13 protein-coding genes are annotated in these 19,323 nt (G+C 43.6%); 3 read left to right on the top strand and 10 right to left on the bottom strand.

Translation table 11 applies throughout. The features are described 5' to 3' along the window. The first annotated feature begins 84 nt into the window (after positions 1–84). Both DN752_RS24090 and DN752_RS24095 read left to right on the top strand, forming a co-directional pair. Positions 85–831: a GntR family transcriptional regulator gene (locus DN752_RS24090; RefSeq protein ID WP_112786326.1), complete on the top strand. Its 747-nt coding sequence runs from the start codon at positions 85–87 to the stop codon at positions 829–831. Between the two features lie 401 nt (positions 832–1,232). Next, complete coding sequence (locus DN752_RS24095; RefSeq protein WP_112786327.1) at positions 1,233–3,602, top strand: GH92 family glycosyl hydrolase; 2,370 nt, start codon at positions 1,233–1,235, stop codon at positions 3,600–3,602. A gap of 142 nt (positions 3,603–3,744) precedes the next feature. Here the strand turns inward: DN752_RS24095 and DN752_RS24100 are convergent, their stop codons facing one another. Then, positions 3,745–6,885 carry a PAS domain S-box protein gene (locus tag DN752_RS24100; RefSeq protein WP_112786328.1) on the bottom strand — a complete coding sequence of 1,047 codons (3,141 nt, stop codon included), beginning with the start codon at positions 6,883–6,885 and terminating at the stop codon, positions 3,745–3,747. A gap of 421 nt (positions 6,886–7,306) precedes the next feature. Next, the gene (rhuM, locus tag DN752_RS24105) at positions 7,307–8,311 is read right to left on the bottom strand and encodes a RhuM family protein (protein WP_245949400.1); all 1,005 of its coding nucleotides are present in this window, start codon (positions 8,309–8,311) and stop codon (positions 7,307–7,309) included. Between the two features lie 248 nt (positions 8,312–8,559). Between rhuM and DN752_RS25385 the strand changes: the two genes are divergently transcribed. Then, positions 8,560–8,802: a DUF6922 domain-containing protein gene (locus DN752_RS25385; protein ID WP_394337176.1), complete on the top strand. Its 243-nt coding sequence runs from the start codon at positions 8,560–8,562 to the stop codon at positions 8,800–8,802. Positions 8,803–8,826: 24 nt separating this feature from the next. On the opposite strand, the gene mnmE is transcribed toward DN752_RS25385, so the two are convergent. From mnmE to DN752_RS24150, 8 genes are all read right to left on the bottom strand, one after another. Further along, complete coding sequence (gene mnmE / locus DN752_RS24115) at positions 8,827–10,209, bottom strand: tRNA uridine-5-carboxymethylaminomethyl(34) synthesis GTPase MnmE (protein WP_112786330.1); 1,383 nt, start codon at positions 10,207–10,209, stop codon at positions 8,827–8,829. A gap of 119 nt (positions 10,210–10,328) precedes the next feature. Continuing rightward, positions 10,329–10,787, bottom strand: a complete 459-nt coding sequence (locus DN752_RS24120) for a thioredoxin family protein (RefSeq protein WP_112786331.1) — start codon at positions 10,785–10,787, stop codon at positions 10,329–10,331. 314 nt (positions 10,788–11,101) lie between these two features. Beyond that, entirely contained in the window at positions 11,102–11,608 is a 507-nt protein-coding gene (locus DN752_RS24125; protein ID WP_112786332.1) for a lactoylglutathione lyase family protein, read from the bottom strand. Between the two features lie 68 nt (positions 11,609–11,676). Beyond that, on the bottom strand, positions 11,677–14,772 hold the full coding sequence (locus tag DN752_RS24130; protein ID WP_245949401.1) for an efflux RND transporter permease subunit: 3,096 nt from the start codon (positions 14,770–14,772) through the stop codon (positions 11,677–11,679). Further along, positions 14,769–15,956 carry an efflux RND transporter periplasmic adaptor subunit gene (locus tag DN752_RS24135; RefSeq protein ID WP_112786333.1) on the bottom strand — a complete coding sequence of 396 codons (1,188 nt, stop codon included), beginning with the start codon at positions 15,954–15,956 and terminating at the stop codon, positions 14,769–14,771. The genes DN752_RS24130 and DN752_RS24135 overlap by 4 nt, the downstream gene beginning before the upstream one ends. Further along, a complete protein-coding gene (locus tag DN752_RS24140) occupies positions 15,946–17,388 on the bottom strand; it encodes a TolC family protein (RefSeq protein ID WP_112786334.1) in 1,443 nt (480 codons plus the stop codon). Before DN752_RS24140 ends, DN752_RS24135 begins: the two co-directional genes overlap by 11 nt. Before the next feature lie 189 nt (positions 17,389–17,577). Then, positions 17,578–18,351, bottom strand: coding sequence for an endonuclease/exonuclease/phosphatase family protein (locus tag DN752_RS24145; protein ID WP_112786335.1), 774 nt, complete (start codon positions 18,349–18,351; stop codon positions 17,578–17,580). Between the two features lie 78 nt (positions 18,352–18,429). Continuing rightward, positions 18,430–19,254, bottom strand: coding sequence for an endonuclease/exonuclease/phosphatase family protein (locus DN752_RS24150; protein ID WP_112786336.1), 825 nt, complete (start codon positions 19,252–19,254; stop codon positions 18,430–18,432). Between the last annotated feature and the right edge of the window lie 69 nt (positions 19,255–19,323).

Genomic DNA, 19,323 nt, shown 5'->3' on the forward strand with positions numbered 1-19,323 from the left:
TAATGACAAATTGCTTAATTTTGCTTTTTGGTTGCTGTCGCAATGACGGCAGATAATTAAAAATTAAACAGTATCAAGAAGTCTATGGAGGTAAGGGGATTTGAACTAGACCATAAGAGTGCCATTCCGTATCACGTGCAGTTGGAAAAGTATTTGAGGGCACTGATAAAGCTGAAGGAGTATGCCTCAGGGGAATCATTGCTGCCCAAGGAAGAGAGTATGGCCAAAAGGTTTGGCGTTTCTCGCAATACCGTAAGACAGGCCATAGATAAACTGGTGCAGGATGGTTTGGTGGAAAGAAAAAGGGGAGTAGGATCCAAGGTGGTCGCCCAGAATATTTCCACACGACTAGACCAGTGGATTTCCTTTACCAAAGAAATGCGGGACAAGGGCATAGATGTGGTGGAATATGCCGTAGAAATTGATTTTGTTAAGCCGGACAAGGATACTGCAAGGGCTTTGAATTTGGGGACAGATACAGAAGTTTGTTGTCTCAAGCGGGTGAGAGGTGCTGAAGATGCCAAATATTTGTTCAGTATTTCCTATTTCCACCCCCGGATAGGCCTGACAGGATCCGAGAATTTTTACCAGCCGCTTTATGAGATGTTGGAGAAGGAATGTCATATAGTGGTAACGGTGTCCAAAGAAAAGCTGAAAGCCATCGCCGCTCCTGCCGTTATCGCCCATGCATTGGATATCAAGAAAGGAGATCCCGTCCTGAAGCGGGAAAGGGTCGTGTTGGACAGGGGAGACAGGCCAGTGGAGTACAACCTAGTGTATTATGCCACAGATTATTTTTCCTACGATATTGATATCAAAAGGGAACTGTAAGGATCTATTAACCTGAGTTCGATAATAGAAATGATCATCAATTTGGGAACAGTACCTATGTCACTGTTCGGGTACTTTATCCACCTTCTAATACCTAGCTAATTCTCCTAATGGAGCATCCCGTCTCCTTCGTCCACTCCATGAGCGTAGCCGAAGGGGCGGTTGAGGTGATTAATCCTTCTCCTTGCGTCATTCGAACGCAGTAACAGTTGAGTGAAACAACCTGTTTTTTAGAGGCGGGATTTGATTCGTCCTATTTGCTAGACATTCTTTTTATTGAGCTGTTTAATAATTGTAAACCATAATATTATGTTTAATTTTGTTTAAACATATGCACATACTAAATATTGTATATAGCAATTAGATAACCTGAGATTAAAGAACAATAAACCATTGTAAAAATGAAAAGCATTACAAATTTTGGTGTTTTACTGTTGACATGCCTGCTGCTTGGTACGGCGTGTAATTCTTCGTCAGATTTACAGGAGAAGGAGCATTCGGAGGGAGTTTCCTTTCTTGAATTTGTAGATCCCAATATTGGGTCAGTACATAGTCGTTGGTTTTTTTATACTCCTGGAGCCATGCCGTTTGGGATGGCTAAATTAGGACCATCTACCAATGGAAGTTATGGGAACAAAAGTGGTTGGGAAGCGGTAGGATATGATGGCAGGCATGAGAGTATTGAAGGTTTTGCAAACCTGCATGAATTTCAGGTCGGAGGGTTTCTTTTTACTGCCACTACTGGTAAGCTACATACCGTACCGGGAAGCCTGGAAAACCCCGATGAAGGTTACCGTTCCCGGTTTGACAAAGAAGATGAGGTGGCCACACCCGGCTATTATAAGGTCAAGCTGAAGGACTATGACGTCACTGCTGAACTGACCGCGACCGAAAGAGTAGGGTTTCATAAATATACCTTCCCAAAAACCGACAGTGCTTATATTGTTCTGGACATCGGCAATCAATTGGGAGAAAGTGGTAAAGTAAAGGATGCCGCTGTCACCTTTAATGATGACAATACCATCGAAGGATGGGTGATTACCTATCCGGAATATGTAAAAAAATACCAGCCTGATGGAGAAGTGAAAATGTTTTTTTCTGCGGTTATTAACAAAACTCCTGAATCGGTAGGTGCTTTTAATGGTGACAACAGAAAAGAGAATCAACATCACACGACTGGAGTAGGAGCAGGGCTTTACATGGCCTTCGACACCCAAGAGGGTGAGTCCATTGAAATGAAAGCTGGGTTTTCCTACACCTCTCTGGAAAACGCAAAAAAGAACCTACTTGCAGAAGCAAAAGACCTTGATTTCGAAACCGCCAAAACACTGGCCCAAAAAAAGTGGAATGAAGAGCTTGGCAAAATCAAGATTTCCGATCCTTCAAAGGAGAATAAAACCAAGTTTTATACAGGCCTTTACCATGCGCTTTTGGGAAGGGGATTGGCAAGTGATGTAAATGGCCAGTTTCCTGAAAATGACGGCTCCATTGGGCAAATTCCGTTGGATGCAAATGGTGAGCCGGAATTTGATTTTTACAATACGGACTCTGTTTGGGGGGCATTTTGGAACCTTACGCAATTGTGGACCCTAGTGTGGCCAGAATATTACAACGATTTTGTACAAAGCCATTTGGCCGTTTACAAAAACTCCGGATGGATGAGTGATGGGCTGGCCAACAGTAAATTTGTTTCCGGTGTCGGGACCAATTTTGTAGGGCTCGTCATAGCAGCGGCCTATCAGGCCAATATCAGGGATTATGATGTGGAATTGGCTTTTAAAGCAGCTTATGAAAATGAAGTAAAATATGAAAATAGAAATGAGGGAGCGGGCAAAACGGACTTGAAGCCCTTTGTAGAAAAAGGCTTTATTCCCTATCAACCAGGCTGGGATACTTCACCTGAAGGCTCGGCATTTTCTGTTTCACATGCTTTGGAATATAGCTATAGCAGTTATGCTGTCGCCCAATTTGCCAAAGCCCTTGGTAAAGATGCCGAGTATAATGAACTGATGCAGTTATCCCACAACTGGGAAAAAGTATATGATGAAGCAATAGACTTTGTAAGGCCAAGGGTGGCCTCTGGGGAGTTTATGAAGGATTTTGACCCTTTTGCTCCTTGGGTAGGATTTCAGGAGGGCAATGCCTGGCAATACACTTTTTATGTCCCCCACACTCCTGAAGCACTGGTAGAAAAAATGGGAGACGAAAAATTTGTCAACAGACTGGATTCTATTTTTACGGTTTCCGAAAAGACAGGCTTCGGGGGAGAGGATATCGATGCCTTTGCTGGATTAAGTTACCTATATAACCAAGGCAACCAGCCCAATTTGCATATTCCTTGGCTTTTTAACTATACAAGCCAGCCATGGCTTACCCAGAAATGGGTGAGACGTATCTGTGATGTATTTTATGGAGTGGAGGAAGTACATGGATATGGTTTAGGTCAGGATGAGGACCAGGGGCAGTTGGGAGCTTGGTATGTCATGGCTTCTATTGGCCTGTTTGATGTCAAAGGTTTGGTAGAAATGGGGCCTTCTTTTCAGTTTGGCAGTCCCTTATTTGATGAGGTGGAGATTACTACCACCAATGGTAAGTCCATTCGGATTACTACCAAAAACAACCGAGAGGACAACGTGTTTATTCAATCCATTAAATTGAACGGCAAGTCTTACGATCAATCCCAAATAAGCCTTGATCAGTTAAGGGAAGGGGCTCACTTGGAAATGAACTTGGGAGATACTCCCAATAAGAACTTATTTGAAGACTTGTAACGGTTGATCATGGGAAAGTGATTAAAACGTTGGTGTCAAATGAATGGGAAATCATCATCCAGGTGAATGGATTGGATATAAGATGAGGCAATGATTGCTGCACGAAGTTATTTTGGCACTAAATCTTTACCGTCAGAAAATGTCAGGCATTATTGCCATCAGTGTTGTCAAATGTCCTTTTCGTGATTTCATGTACGACCCTGTCCAGCTCCTTGCATGAACTGCCTATCCAGTCGATGATTTGTTCGGTGCTAATGTCCTCTCTGTTGGTTTCCTTTGCTAGTGCTGTCAGTCCCATAATCCTAGAAAGGGGAGCCCTGATCTTATGGGATTGAAGCCAGGCTATTTCACGAAGGTTGTCATTTTGCCGTTGTATTTGCTCCAAGTGAGTCCTAGAGGCGGTGACATTCAGAACAGAACCTACCGAACGTATTGGTTTGCCCATACTGTCTCGGAGAATCAGGCACCTGTCCACAAAATAACCAATATGCCCATTTGCTAAAGCCATCCTATATTCCATCTTCCAGGAATTGACGGATTCATCGTCAAGGGCTGCTTCATAAGAACTCCAAACCTCCGCAGCATCGTCAGGATGGATTTTTTGGAACCATGAATTTGCTATTGAGAAAGGTTCCTGTTCCCTATAACTGACTTGCTCATCAAAACCAGTGCCTCGGGTAATGTTATTTATGCTATGGTTCAATTCCCATATCATTTCATTGCTGACTTGCATGGCCAGTTTAAAGCGGTTGTTGCTTATAGACAGTCGTTGTTCATACTCCTTTTCTTCCGTGATGTCCCGGATAGTGCCTTCGATACGGAAGGGACGTCCCTGTTGGTCCGCAACCAACCTGATTTCCTGTTGCACCCATTTGATCTTTCCCTGCGCATCGATGATGCGGTGTTCATATCGATTGACTTTTCCCGGTTTCCGTTTTTGGTCTGGATCATTTTTGATCAAGTGCCGGTCCTCTGGATGAAATGTTTGGATTAGGTTTTCCATGTTGGGAATGAAGTTTTTGCGGGTATAACCGTAAATTTTGTACGTTTCATCACTCCATTCGGATATGCTTGAATCCAGGTCACGGCTCCAGTAGCCCAATTTCCCTATTTTTTGAGCCGTCTTTAATTTGGTGTAGGCATCCTTTAGGTGCTCTTCGGCACTTTTCTGCGCGGTGATATCCTTGGCCACTGCTATAATCACTTTGGATGCTGGTATTGTCTTCCCTTTCCAGATCATTGTTTTGACCTTGCCTTCTTTTGTCAGTAGCCGGGTTTCCAGTGGCTTCGAAGTGTTTCCTTGTATGAAAGCGGCCATCTTTTTACGTGATTGCCCGTGGTCACTATTATCGACAAAATTCAACAGGGGTTTTTGCAGCAATTCTTTCTTATCGTACCGTAATAACCGCCCCAAGGCACTGTTGTACTTTTTGACATATCCGTCATAACCTATTACACATAAGGGGCCTGGAGAAAGGTCAAAAAAGCTTCTATATTCCTCTTCAGTCAATTTTTGTTGGATAACAGCTCCAATGGGTTTAATGACCTCTTTTAACAATTGTATTTGGTCACTGAGCAATTCGGCTCTTTTATGCGAAAAGGCCACAAAGACAGCCAGAAATTCATGGCGATAGGTTATGGGAATGGCAAATGCCGATTGTAGCGGTGTAAGCCCGATCTCTTCTGCCCGGATGAAATTAGGTTCCAAAGAAAGGTCGTCCCATACTTGGATAGCATTACGAGCCCAAGTGACTCCAGGCAGCCCCTGACCTTTGGAGAGACTGTCCATATTGTTTTTTCTGTACAGCTGGCCAAGTTTTGGGTCTGCGTGGTATTTTGAAACCAAATTTAAATGCTGACCATCCTTAGATAGCAGATACATTTCGCATAGATCGATATTGGGAAGACCGGTTACCCTTTCCAGTGCATGGGCCATACCTTTATACAGAGCCCCTGGCTGTCCTATCGAGTTGGTCATGGACGCTACCAGCTCACTGGAAATGCGCTTTTCGATTTCTTCGTTGACTACTTGGGTGTTGGCGATAATCCCGTTGATGGCAGGATCGTCCAAGTGATTGGTGATTTCAGTATGAAGCCAAACCCAGTTTCCCTGTGCGTTCATAAAGCGATAGGGGTCTATAGTGACATGGTGCTTGGTGGCGATTTGCTCAAATTGCTCTTTGACCCTAGGAATGTCATCGGGATATATAAAGTCAAATGCATTTTTGGTATAGAAATGTTCCGGAGGAATTCCCAATATTTTTTGGCTGGTAGGGGCTACATATTTATAGTTACCCATATTATCCAGTAGGCCGATTAAGTCCGTGCCATTTTGAACCAATGACCTGAACCTAGTCTCGCTTTCGACCAGTTTTTCATATGCAGCAGAATCTTTTATGGCGTAGGAAAGGTTACTGATAAGACTATGTATCACTTGTAAATCCATCTCCTGCCATTTCTTTTCTTGTCGGTGGTCCTCAATACCGAAAACCCCGATTAGCTCCTCTTCCAAGAACACCGGATATAGCAGTAGCGATTGGACCTTATTCGTTTCCAGTACCGATTTTGCTTCAGGTTCTGTGATTTCAGAAATAGTGGCGACGAATTTTTTCCCTTTTGCCAGGTAATCGCTATAAAAACAAGAATTCCTGATTTGGGATCGTGACAGTCCTATTGGAAGCCTGCTATTGGTTTTGTTGTCCCTTGTCCATTTTATGCACTGGCCATTGTTTGGTTCGGACCCTTTCTGGGGTAAAAAGTACGCTCTGTCAACCTTCAAAAGGTCACCGATGATGCCAAGGCACTTTTTGAGCGCATTGGGCCAGTCCTTTGTCTTGAGAAGGATTTCCTGAAATTCTCCAATTGCCGCTAGGTAGGTTTTTTGGGTTTCGATGCGTTGTTGTTGATTAAAACTGGCTGTTAGATCTATGGCGGACACAATCTCCGCTTCACTGCCCCGATATACAATGCGATTGCTTTTGATCTTCACCCGGATGATGCTTCCATCCTTTTTCCTATGCCTAAACCACCTTTCATTATTGGGTTTGATGCCCTTTCTTACCTGTTGGACGGCCTTTTCAAGAAGAGCAATGTCTTCCTTGGGACGAATCTCCTTTATGGTCATGCTCAGAAATTCCTCCTCGGAGAAGCCATAATGGAGGATTGCTTCTTTATTGACAGCTAAAAACTCCAGGGTATCGAGGTCATAAATCCACATGGGAAATGGGGATTGCTCAAAGACATGCTGGTCCAGATTCCGTGGTGTTTGTGATGGGTTTACCATGGTTTTAGGTTGTTGTTTTGGGACTATTTCTCTTGGTAGTTAACTGTCATTGTTTTCTAATATAATGTAATTTATACCAAAGAACATAATGATATCAAATGTGTCTGTCGGTTTTTATAAGCCCAATACTTTTTTTACGCATGGTGGAAGGGCGATTGGAAAATTGGTAAATCAATCATTATTTATACTAAACCCGAAATATGCATTAGTCTATCTACGCCACTGCGCACAAGTATTTCGGTCTGATCCGTCCGGCGGACAAAATCAATCGCTTCGCTTTAATTTTCGGTTCTATCTGGCTGTATAGAGCTGTCTTTATGATTTACTTCCCCCGATACAGAAAGTATAACTTACTGACAAACAATTCGTCAATTATACTACGGTACAAATAACGGTATAGAATCAAGGATCATGATAAACCTCAATATTTCAGGTTCCTGTTCAGTACACTAATCACCAATTTCTTCACCGTTTCCATTTCTTCAGGTCTACTTGAAGCGATAAATAAGGTCAAGCTGGCAAGTGCATCATTGCTGATTATTGGTTTCCTATTTTGGGTGTGGAGTAGGTCATTCGACTGTAAAAAGAGGAGAAAGCAGGCTGCAGCAATTCGTTTATTACCATCTACAAAACCATGATTCTTCACGATCAAATATAGAAGCGTAGCTGCTTTTTCTTCTAGGGTAGGATAGAAGTCCTCTTCCCCGAAGCCTTTGCTGATCTGTGCTATTGCGCTTTCAAAGCTTCCGTCTTTTTCTTTTCCAAATACACCAGATTCAAAATCTGATCTCATCGATTTTATTATCTCCTGATATTGAGATAATTCAGGATAAGTTGCTTTTCTCTTGCTTAAACCTTTTTTATCTAAATTTTCGTGATCGTAATCATCAAGCAATTCTAGTCCTTTTGCGAATTGATTCAGCCAATCTAAATCAAAGTGTTGGACTTCTTCCTTTTGCTGAATTGCTCTGCTTAAAATCCGTATTCCATCTTTAAGGGTTTGGACTTCTTGTTGTTTTTGAGCGAGTCTGTTTTCATTTATAGCGTAACCTTGGATAAGATAGTCTTTTAAGCGTTTGGTAGCCCAGATCCTAAATTGAGTACCCTGTTTTGAGTTCACTTTATAGCCAACAGATAAAATGAGATCTAGATTGTAAAACTCAACTTCCCTTTCGACTTTTCTTTTACCCTCCATTTGAACTGTTGCATTTTTTGCAACAGTTGACTGTCTATCTAATTCACCTTCCTTATAGATATTTCTAATGTGCCTAGAAATAACGGACTTGTCACGATGAAACAAGTCTGAAATTTGCTGTAAAGATAGCCAAAAGGTATCTCCCTCAAATTTCACCTCAATTTGGGTCTGCCCGTCGGTTCCCTGATATATTTCAATTTGGTTTTCCATTTCTACCACAATTGTCTCCATGGGAGTAATTTACTCAAATTTTAAAAAAGGTTTAAGATCAAATTTTTTAAACTGAAACGAGTTGCGAGTTTTAGTAAAACCCTTGGTTATTCCATCGAAATCATCAGGGCCGCAAGTAAGAATTTGTTATACAAATACACAACTTGCAAAGACCACTCCAATGCTGACTTCCGAGCTTCCTTGCTTCCTGCAAAAGGATCGTTTCAATATGTGTTTCAGTTAATGTATTTACCTATTGGTATATTTCAATATTTGATTACCAAAAAGGCAAGGCAATTGAAATAGAAAGGGTAGTCCAGCTTGGAAACATGGACGATTGGCTGACTATTTTCAACCTTTATGGATATGATGGTGTGAGGGAAGAAATTAAGGAAATCCCCTACCTCAATCCTAAAGACATGAATTTTGTACACATTATTTTTGATCTCCCATTGAATGAACTGAAATGTTTTAAAAATAGCCTATCAGGAGAGCGCCACTGGTCTAACTAATGAAATCCTTTTATCCCAGACTATTTACTTCCCGATACAAAACTTACTGAAAATATTCGCCAACAGATCATCGGTAGTAATTTCCCCGGTGATTTCTCCTAAAAAGTGCAAGGACCTGCGAATGTCCATGGCCAAGAAGTCATTGGTGATTTCAGCATCAATTCCGTTAAGCACATCCAATAAAGACTCCCGGGTTTTTACTAGGGAATCATAGTGGCGAATATTGGTCACCACTGTATTTCCTGTCTTGAATTTATCCAAATTGACCAAATCGAGAATATTGGTCCTTAGCGCCTCCAGGTTTTCCTTTTGACCAGCTGAAATGAAAATGGTATCCGGATGCTTATCTTTTAATTCGGTGATAAAGCCCTCAGTCGCTTTGTCGATTTTATTGGCCACCTTTACAAAAGGAACTCCCAGGTTTTCCAACTTATTGATGTCCCTATTGATCTCCACCATATCCGTATCACTAAGGTCAAATAGATAAAGGATCAATGAAGCTGTTTTCATCTTTTCCTGTGTCCTGGATACGCCCATGGCTTCTATCGTATCGGTCGTCTCTCGTAGTCCTGCCGTATCGATAAACCTAAAAATAACCCCTCCAATATTAATTTCATCTTCTATAAAATCCCGTGTCGTACCAGCTATTTCTGAAACAATGGCCTTTTCTTCGTTGAGTAGGGCATTTAGTAAGGTAGACTTCCCTGCATTGGGTTTTCCGGCGATAACAGTAGGCACGCCATTTTTGATCACGTTACCCAGGTCAAAACTGCTAATCAGCTGCTCCACTACTCTCAATAGCTTTTCTACCAATTGCTGTAGGTCGTCACGACTGGCAAACTCCACGTCTTCCTCCACAAAATCCAGCTCTAATTCGATCATGGAAGCAAAATGGATCAGTTGATCCCTTAGTTGTTTGATCTCTCCACTAAAGCCTCCTCGCATCTGATGTAGTGCTGCTTGGTGGGAGGCTTCACTGTCCGAATGGATCAGGTCAGCCACTGCTTCAGCTTGAGCCAAGTCAAATTGTCCATTCAAAAATGCGCGTTGCGTAAATTCACCGGGCTTGGCAGGCCGGGCACCTTTTCTTATCAGCAGCTTGATGACCTGGTTAATGATATAAGAAGAGCCATGCGTGGAGATCTCCACGACATTTTCTTTGGTAAATGATTTGGGTGCCACAAATAATGAAACCAGTACTTCATCGACTATTCTTTCCCCATCTCTGATGGTACCAAAATGGATAGTGTGGCTTTGTTGCTCCTCTAAGTTCTTACCACCAAACACTTCATTGGTAAGCTTGATGGCATCTTTGCCGGACAGACGTATAACGGCTATGGCACCCACTCCCTGTGGTGTGGCCAAAGCAATGATGGTATCTGCTTTTTCGCTGATGGAGAAACTCATTGACCTAGTTTATAAATGGAGCCCCAAAGATACAAGACATTAGGGGAAATGCCGAATGGAAGCTTTACCTTAATTAGGAAACGGGATCTGAAAATACCCTGATCTATGCTTACGAAGGACTACTCCTCGCCAGTAAACCGCTGAAGTGTGGCTTTTAGGTCACTGATAAAGGCGTCTGGCTTCCTGTATCCCGGAAGTTGGGTGATATTTTCCATTGTAGCATCTATGATGACAAAGTTTGGGTAGGAAGTTACGCGCATGGCCCTTGCCATACTGGCTTCGGTATATTCTTCCCCTTTAAAGTCAAACGTCTCCTTGGAATTTTCTGCATCTAGCTTCACCGCATAAAAATTTTCATTCAAATAGCTGATTACTCGATCATCGGTGAAAGTTTCTTTATCCATTTTTTTGCACCATCCGCACCAGTCGGTATATACATCCACGATCAGCATTTTTGGGTTTTCCTCACTTAGGGCTGTCGCTTCTTCAAAACTATACCATTTAATCGCTGACTTTTCCTGTGCATAACTCCAGCTTCCTATAAGTAGGAGAGCCATAAGCATGATTGATTTCTTCATTATATGTGTCTTTGCTTGTCTGAAACTAAGTTTAATTGTCATAACTTTTTAGTACGAAATTATCCCTTTAAGGTTATTGTGCCTGTTTCCACTTCCTGTGGTATTATAAAAAAAGAAAAGTCTTCGCTGTCTATCTAATGGTTCTTCCTAATGAAGTAAGCAGAATTTGGAAATTGGGCTCCAAGGATAGGGGCACTAACCCATAAACAGGCATTGTGCATTAAGAAATTAAAACCATAACGCTTTCGATGACCGACCTCTAACTAGAAAACCTACTTAACTAAACAGAATTGAACCTACCTAGGTCATAGAAATTAACTCTTGTCCGAATAGGCTCCTGAAGAATAGGTAAGCTCGTAACTGTGGGTATAAATTTCAAATATTACTCCAAAAGGATCTTCTACATAAACCATTCTATATGGCTTATCATCAGGGTAATATGACCGTATGGGCATTCTTTGTTTACCTCCGGCAGCCACAATTTTTTCTGTGAGCCCTTCTATGTCTGGATCTTGAATACAAAAGTGGAACAAACCGGGTTTAAAAGGGTCAAACGTCACCTTGTGCTGGGCCGTAGATGGGAAAGAAAACAACTCAATGCCTATTCCATCAGAAGTCGATAAATGGGCAATTTCAAAACTCGACCAATCTGGACCAAAAACATCAAGACACATTTGTCCAATTGCCGTTTCAGGTTCGTTTTTTACTACTGACGGTGGCATAATAACATACCATCCCATTACTTCTTCATAGAATTTTACAGCTTTCTGTAGATCAGGAACTGTAATTCCGATGTGAGAGAATGCTTTTGGATACTTCATGTTTTTCGTTGGTTAGATGTGAAGATGAAATGAGTAATTGTATCACGGGTAGTCATTTTCCATTCTACTTAAGACAGCCCTTTTCTGAAAAAGAGTTTAACATCTTCCAGCGAAAGGTAAAGACACGGAACGATTACCAGGATTATGGAAGTGGCAAACACGATACCGAAGCCGAGTGAAATGGCCATAGGAATCAAATAAAATGCTTGGCTGGAGGTTTCAAGAATGATAGGGGTGAGGCCGCCAAATGTGGTCAATGTGGTCAAGACGATAGGTCTAAACCGCCGGAGCCCCGCTTCATGGATAGCATCAAAAGCTGACATTTCTTTTCGTCTCTTATTGGCAAAGTCCACCATGATCAGAGAATCGTTTACTACTACACCAGCCAAGGCTATCATTCCCATCAAGCTTACCAGCGAAAGATCGTAGCCAAGTAATATGTGACCAATTACTGCCCCCACTACTCCAAACGGAATGGCCGCCATGACAATGAATGGCTGGGTGTAATTACCGAAAGCTAGTGCCAAAAGTGCGTAAATAAGTAGCAGGGCCATGGTAAAGGTTCCCCACAGGGAATCAGTGGATTCGCGCATGTCAGCCTGACTTCCTTCAAATGTCCAGGTGAGTCCAGGAAAATCTGCACGTAGTTGGGGAAGGACGCTTTCATTAATGGAGGCCAATACACGACTGACTGCATTGGAGGGTTCTACATCCATGCCTACATTGACCACACGACGACCATCTCGGCGATTGATGGAGGTAAATGCTTCTTGCTGAACCACCTCTACCACATCCATTAGGGGAACTTCTACGCCCTCTTCTGTTCTGATGATAAAGTCTTCTAGGTTTCTGATATCCTTACGTTCCTCCAAGGGCAGTTTTACTCGTATTTCCACTTCGTTATTTCCTCTTAGTTGCCGCATGGCCAAGGCGCCAAAAAATGCATTTCGAACCTGTCGCCCTACTTCAGAGGAGGTAAGCCCTAGGTTTCGGCCTTGGGGCAATAGTTTGAAGTCATATTGGATCTTTCCTTTGTTATAGTTATCACTTACGTCTCGGGTGTTTTCGAAGGTATTCATCTTTTCCACAAAAGCCTTGCTTGCTTTTTCCAGCACGTTGATGTCAGTATGGCTCAGGTCTACACTGATCGCTTGACGTGCTCCCCCCGGTCCGCGCTCTGCTTCAAAAGTGATCTGGTCCACACCACGGATGTCGCCGATATTGTCCCGCCAGAGGGCGATGATCTCCCGAGCGGTGATGTCTCGCTGGTCTGGTGGAAGCATGACGATTTCCACATCGATGAAGTTTTGGCCCCTGACATTGGTCTTTACTCCTTCGGCCACTTCGTACAGGTTATGCTCTTCAAACATCTTTCTGGTAGCCGTGGTTACTTCCTCTGCCACGGCAGCTGCTTGATCTGGGGTGGTGCCCACTGGAAGCCTTATTCCAGCTTCTATTTCATCTGCTGCTACTTCAGGCATCAAGATAATCCCCATATGATCGCTGAGTCCGTAGCCACCTACTACCACCAATAAGCCTACGGCAATGCTTAATGTGATGTATTTAAACTCCAGGCATTTATCCAAGAATGGATGGTAATATGTCTCGATTAACCAGTCAAATCCTTTGGCGAATTTGCCTTGGTAATTTTCCAATTTTAGAATAAGGCCTTTTTTCTTTCGCCGTTTGATATGTCCCAAATGGGAGGGAAGGATAAAAAGCGCTTCAATGAGGGATACACTGAGGATGACAATCACCACTGCTGGCAATGGCCACCAAAATTTGCCTGTTTCCCCTGGAATATACAACAGCGGGAAAAAGGCAATGATTGTCGTAAGTATGCTGAACAAAACGGGCTGGGCCACGTCTTTGGTGCCTTTGATAGAGGCCTCCATGATGCTGTATCCCTTTTGTCGGTATTCAAAGACATTCTCACCTACCACAATGGCATCATCCACCACAATGCCCAGCACAACAAGAAACCCAAACATCGAGATCATGTTTACACTCACTCCGATGAGCGGTAAGAAAGTAATGCCGCCGATAAAGGAAATGACCATTCCTATCATTACCCAAAATGCCAAGCGGTATTCCAAAAACAAAGCTAAAATCACTAAAACAATCACCACAGCCATTAAGCCGTTCTCTGTAAGCAGGGAAAGACGCTCCCTGTAGTCTTCGGCCCTGTTGCTATCAATCCGGTAATTTACACCTGGAGGCAATTGAAAATCTGCCAACAACTCATTTACAAGCTCTTCTATATCCAATGGAGACTGGTCTCCTACACGGAATATTTCCATGCTGACGGCTGGAGTCTGGTTAAATTGACCATGAAATCCCGTTTCTTCAAAACCATCAGTAATCGTGGCTATATCCCGGAGCTTCACCTGTGCACCCGAAGGTGAGGAAGCTATATTGATTTCACCAAATTCCTTGGCCCACTGTTTTCTTTCCTTCATTCGGAGGAGGATTTCCCCGGAGTTGGTTTCGATAGCGCCGGCAGGCACATCTCTACTGGACTGGTCTACTAGATTGGCTACTTGGCCTAGGGTAAGCTGATATTTTCTCAGATTGTGGCGGGGAATTTCTATCCTCGTCTCATAGTCTGGGACATTATCCAGGCTGACTTGGGTGATCTCTGGCTGGCTTAGAAGTTGGTTTCTTAACCGTTCACCTAGTTTGCGGAGTGTCCAGATATCCACATTTCCATAAAGAGAAATCTGCATGACGTCCCGCTGCCGGTCTTGGAGGACCACTTCTGGCTCTTCAATGTCATCCGGAAAAGTACGGATGCGGTTTACCGCTTGGTCGATGTCCTGAAAGGCTTTCATACGATTGGTGCCCGCCACCAGCTCGATGCTGATCTGGGCCGACCCTTCATTGGCCGTGGAGGTGATCTCCTTGATTCCTTGTATGCCCCGGATGGCTTCTTCCACTGGCATTAATATACCCTGTTCTACTTCTTCGGGTGCCGCACCAGGATACACTACGGAGACATTCACAAAATCTAGCTGGAACTGGGGGAACACTTCTTTTTGGATACTGAACATGGTGTAGATCCCTCCACCTACCAATAGCAACATCAGGATGTTGGAAGCAAGGGAATGGGTGGCCATATAGGCAATGATCCCTTTTTGTTCGGTATCTTTCGTGTGTTTGTTCAAGGTGCTTTCGTATTGGTGGTTGTGTCCTGTTCTACCCTTAGCGGTACGCCGTCGGTTACCGTGCTGATATTGGTCGTTACCACTTTTTCTCCATCTTTTAGCCCTTGGGAAATATAGGCATAATGGGCGTCCATCAGCTTGATTTGGACATGACGGATGGAGAGCTTTTCATTTTCCATGACCCAAACGGTTTCATTGCTCCTGAGGTAATCCCTGTTTAGCCTTACCACTCCCTCTATGGGCTTGCCATTGATATCGACTTCTACAAATTCATCTATTAGTAGTTGTGGCTTATAGTTGCTTGATTTATAACCCAATGGATCCGGCACCCTTAAGATGATTCTAGCCAAACGTGTCTGGGGATCTAGTGCTCCTATTTGCCTGTACAAGTATCCGATACGGTATTCTTCAGGCTCCCAGGAACTGGTGTTTCTGATTTTTACCGTATCACCTATTTCTTCCGAACCGGTGGGGAAATTGAGCCATTTAAGGTCCCTTACTGGGAGAGTGATCTGCACCCAGTAGGCTTCAGTCCCCACCAATCTCCCCAAATCATCACCTAAGGCGATCTGGGATCCTAGCGTAACGTTTTGTGTAATGACCTGGGCATCAAATGGAGCTTTGATCACTGTCCGCTGTAGATTTAGAGTAGCCTGGTCTACAGCAGCTTTGGCAGATTGGATCTGGGCTTTAATGGATGCTAGCTGTGGTTTGCGCAAGACCAGTGACTGTTCCTTGTCCGAAAGGGTGTCGCCACTGATCAGAGCGAGGTCTTGCTCGGCAATGTTTTGCCTTCCCATTTCGATCTGCAAATTGGTCTCGGCCTGTGCCAATTCACTTTTCCTTAGGGCAAGCTGGTTATGGTAGTCGGCTGGATTGATTTTTAGCAAAACTTCACCTTTTCTTACCAGACCTCCAGGAATAAATTCATTCATCCGCTCGATTACCTCACCGCTTACTTGTGCACTCAAACTGATATTATCTACGGCCTGTACCGTTCCGGTAGTGATGAATTCTGGCACAAAAGTACCACTGCTGACTTCTTCTACACTGACCAGCATGGCCGTGATTTTTGTCGCTCCTTCGCTTTTGGCTGTCGGTTCGGTAAAAAATATCAGAAAAACCACTAATGCCGAAGATGCCAATATTCCAGCGGAAATGAATATCGTCTTTTTATTGTTCATTTATGTTCTGGTTAGCTGCTTGGGTTTCATTTTCAAATTCCAGGTCAAAATTTCCTGCCAATGCCCTGTATAGTGCAATTCTGGACTCAAACAATTGCTGCTTCAGCTGGATTTTTTCCCGCTCCAGTTGTTGCTGTTCATCTAGGGCTACCAATATATCCAGGTATTCGATGAAGCCATTAATGTATTCATTTTGCAATTGCCGCTGGACCTTTTTGGCCATGGTGATTCGTTTATCGATTACTTTTAATCTTTCAGCCTGCTTTTTCTCCCGTATCAATGCATTTTCTACTTCTTGGAAAGCCATCAATATGGACTGTCCATAATTATACAGTTGCTGGTTTTTTACGGCTTCAGCCCGGTCCACTTCGGCACGCAGCCTTCCCCAGTAGAGAAGTGGTGCCACCAAATTGGCTCCCAAGGTATAGGCCCAATCATTAAAAAGCTCCGGGTAGGTGTTTGAACGTGTCTGGCCAGATAGGTTAAAGGACAATCGCGGAAACTTATTTCTCACGGCCACCGCCATGTCCCTGTCTGCTGCCAAGAGGTTATTGTAAGCCCGCTGGATATCAGGTCTTCTCCTTACCAAATCCAAGGGAAGACCTGTTTGTGGATGTGGCGGGAGTTCAGGAAGGCTGTCTTTGGCAGTAATATGGAAGTTTTGGGGTGGTACTCCTGTAAGCACTGCCAGCTGGTTCTTTAGCACGGCAAGGTCTGTTTCATAAATGAGCTTTTGGTTCTTGGCCTCTTCCACCAGCTGCTGTTGCCGAAGGATGTCCACTCCTTTAATTTGCCCTGCACCAAAACGTACCTTTATTAATTGGATGATTTTTTCATTGATGGCAATTTGCTCTTGGGCAAGGTTCAGCTGCTTCTTGGCTGTGATCAGCTGAAACCATGTTGTTGTGATTTGGGAAGAAAGTGTCATGGCAGCTGCCTGGTAATCATAATAGGAAGCCTGCAACCTAAAATCCTCCGCCTGCAGACCAGCCTTTATCCTTCCCCATAGATCGATTTCATAATTGGCAGATACACCTATTTGGGTATTCTCTCCTCCTGCAAAGTCAGGCTGAGGCCGGCTAATAGCCGTTTGGGCACTGCCCTCTATGTCAGGAAGGAGGAAGGTAGATTGCATTTTCCTGACCGATGTGGCCTCTTGAAGCTGATACCATATATTGATCAAGTTCATATTATGAGAAAAAGAACTGTCCATCAGCCTGTTTAGCTCCGGGTCATCAAAAGACTCCCACCAATGAAGGGCCAAGCTGTCCTGACCTGACGGCGAAAACCCCTTAGGATCGTCAATAGGTGGTTCGTATGTGTTTATTTTGGGGGTACAATGGGTGAAAAATAAGCTGACGCCCAGCAGCAGGAACAAGCTGCATACGAATGGGATAGAAAATTTTTGGTCATTGCTATACAATTGCTGCATCCTGTTTTATGTGCCAAAATATTAAAATAGGGCTTTTTAACCAGTTGAACAAATGTGAGATAGGGTAATCCAATACCCTATGGATTTATACACATAAAGAAGAATTCGTTTTTTTTTAAAAATAAACATCTTTTTGTCAGCGTATCCCTACCGTTACATAGGTAGGATACGTCAATTTATTTCATCATCTTACCAAATGACCTTCACCTCAGCGACCACGGGGAGGTGATCGGAGAGAAGGGAAGTTTGGGTGGGAGCAGAAAGTAACTTCCAGCTGGTTTTGGGGTAACCAAAGATATAGTCGATCTTGTATTTGGCTTCCTTGGCCGGGGAGGTCGGTTCCTGATTGTCCAGCAGTGACCATGAGGACATACCCTCGCTGATTTCGATGGAGGCAGGACGGGCATTAAAATCACCACCAATAAGTACGGGAATGGACTTGCTCAGGAGAATTTCATTGATCAGGTTCACTTGGAGTTGGCGTTCTTCAGTGTTGGTGTAGTCCAAGTGCGTGCTGGCAAAGGCAATGGTCTTATCGTTGGCCAATTCAATATTGGCCACAAGAAGGGCACGTTGCTCCTTGCCATTATCAGTAAAGGGCAAAAGGATTCTTTCCGTTGCTGACATGGGATACTTGGACAATATGCCAATACCATAATATCCACCCGCATAATCGATGGTCTTCCCAAAGGCCGCAAACATTCCGGTCATATGGGCCAATTCTCCTATAAAGTCCTTGCCGTTTTGTTGTGGTGCCCTTTCACGAAATGTCTTGATGTCCACCTCCTGTAAGGCGACCAAATCGGCATCTTGGGCTTTGATATATTCGGCAAACTCCTCCATGGAAGCACGCTCTCCAAAACGGAGGTTATAGCTGATGATTTTTAGGGTATCTGACAGCTGTTGGGCTGGAAGCTGAAAAGATAATATCAGCAAAAATAAAGTGGCATAAAGGCATTTCATAATGTACATTTTTAGGATAAAAGAGGCTGTCCCATTCCTCTTGGTGAGGTTTTTCTTATGATGAGACAGCCCCTTAGGTTATGGTTTTGACTTTAGTTCAAATGTAGTGATAATAGGCAAGTGATCCGAAGCCTCTGTGTGGAGCACTTCATGTGACTTAATGCCCAATTCCGTCCGTGGCCTATAAAGGATATAGTCCAATGTACGATTTGGCTCACGGGAGGGAATGGTAAAACACTGGGGTGCATTACCGGGACAAGCGCTATTAAAGCCCCTTTCGAAGAAGGAAGTAATCGTTGGCCCGTCCGGAGTGGCATTAAAATCTCCCCCAAAGATCACCGGATAAGGAGCGGCGGAAAGCACACTGTCAATCGCCGGAACTTGCAGTTCCCTATTTTCCAATGTCAGCTCCATGTGTGTATTGGCTATGGTAAGGTGTTGCTGCTCTACCTTAGTGACCGCTGTCATCAGGATGCGGTAGCTGACGTATCTTCCTTCCAGTTCTACACGGGGCAAGTGATGGATCTCCTGATCAGTCATGGGATAACGGGACAATATACCCAGCCCCGTTTCCCCACCTTGATAAGAAATGGCTTCACCATAGAAATGATAATTTAGCCCGGTTTTTTGGGATAATAGCTCCAGTTGGTTGACCTTTCCGCTACGGGTAGTGTTCCGGTCGATTTCCTGCATAAACACAATATCCGCATCAGTGTGCCTGATGATCCGTGCAATAGAATCCAGGTCAGGCGTGCTGCTCTTATACGGAGCACAGTATTTTACATTATAGCTCATCACTTTTAAGGTGCTATTTCCCTGTTGGGCAGTATTTATTGACGAGCGTTCAAGTGGGAGCAATGTCCAGCACAACCAAAGTAAGGTCGTGACAAATAGTGAATTCATATGGGAATGTTTGCATGTTTATGAATAAGGGCAGGATGGTTATTCCGAGTTTCACATTTCCTGCCCTTT

The sequence above is a fragment of the Echinicola strongylocentroti genome, from assembly GCF_003260975.1.
Taxonomy (GTDB): domain Bacteria; phylum Bacteroidota; class Bacteroidia; order Cytophagales; family Cyclobacteriaceae; genus Echinicola; species Echinicola strongylocentroti.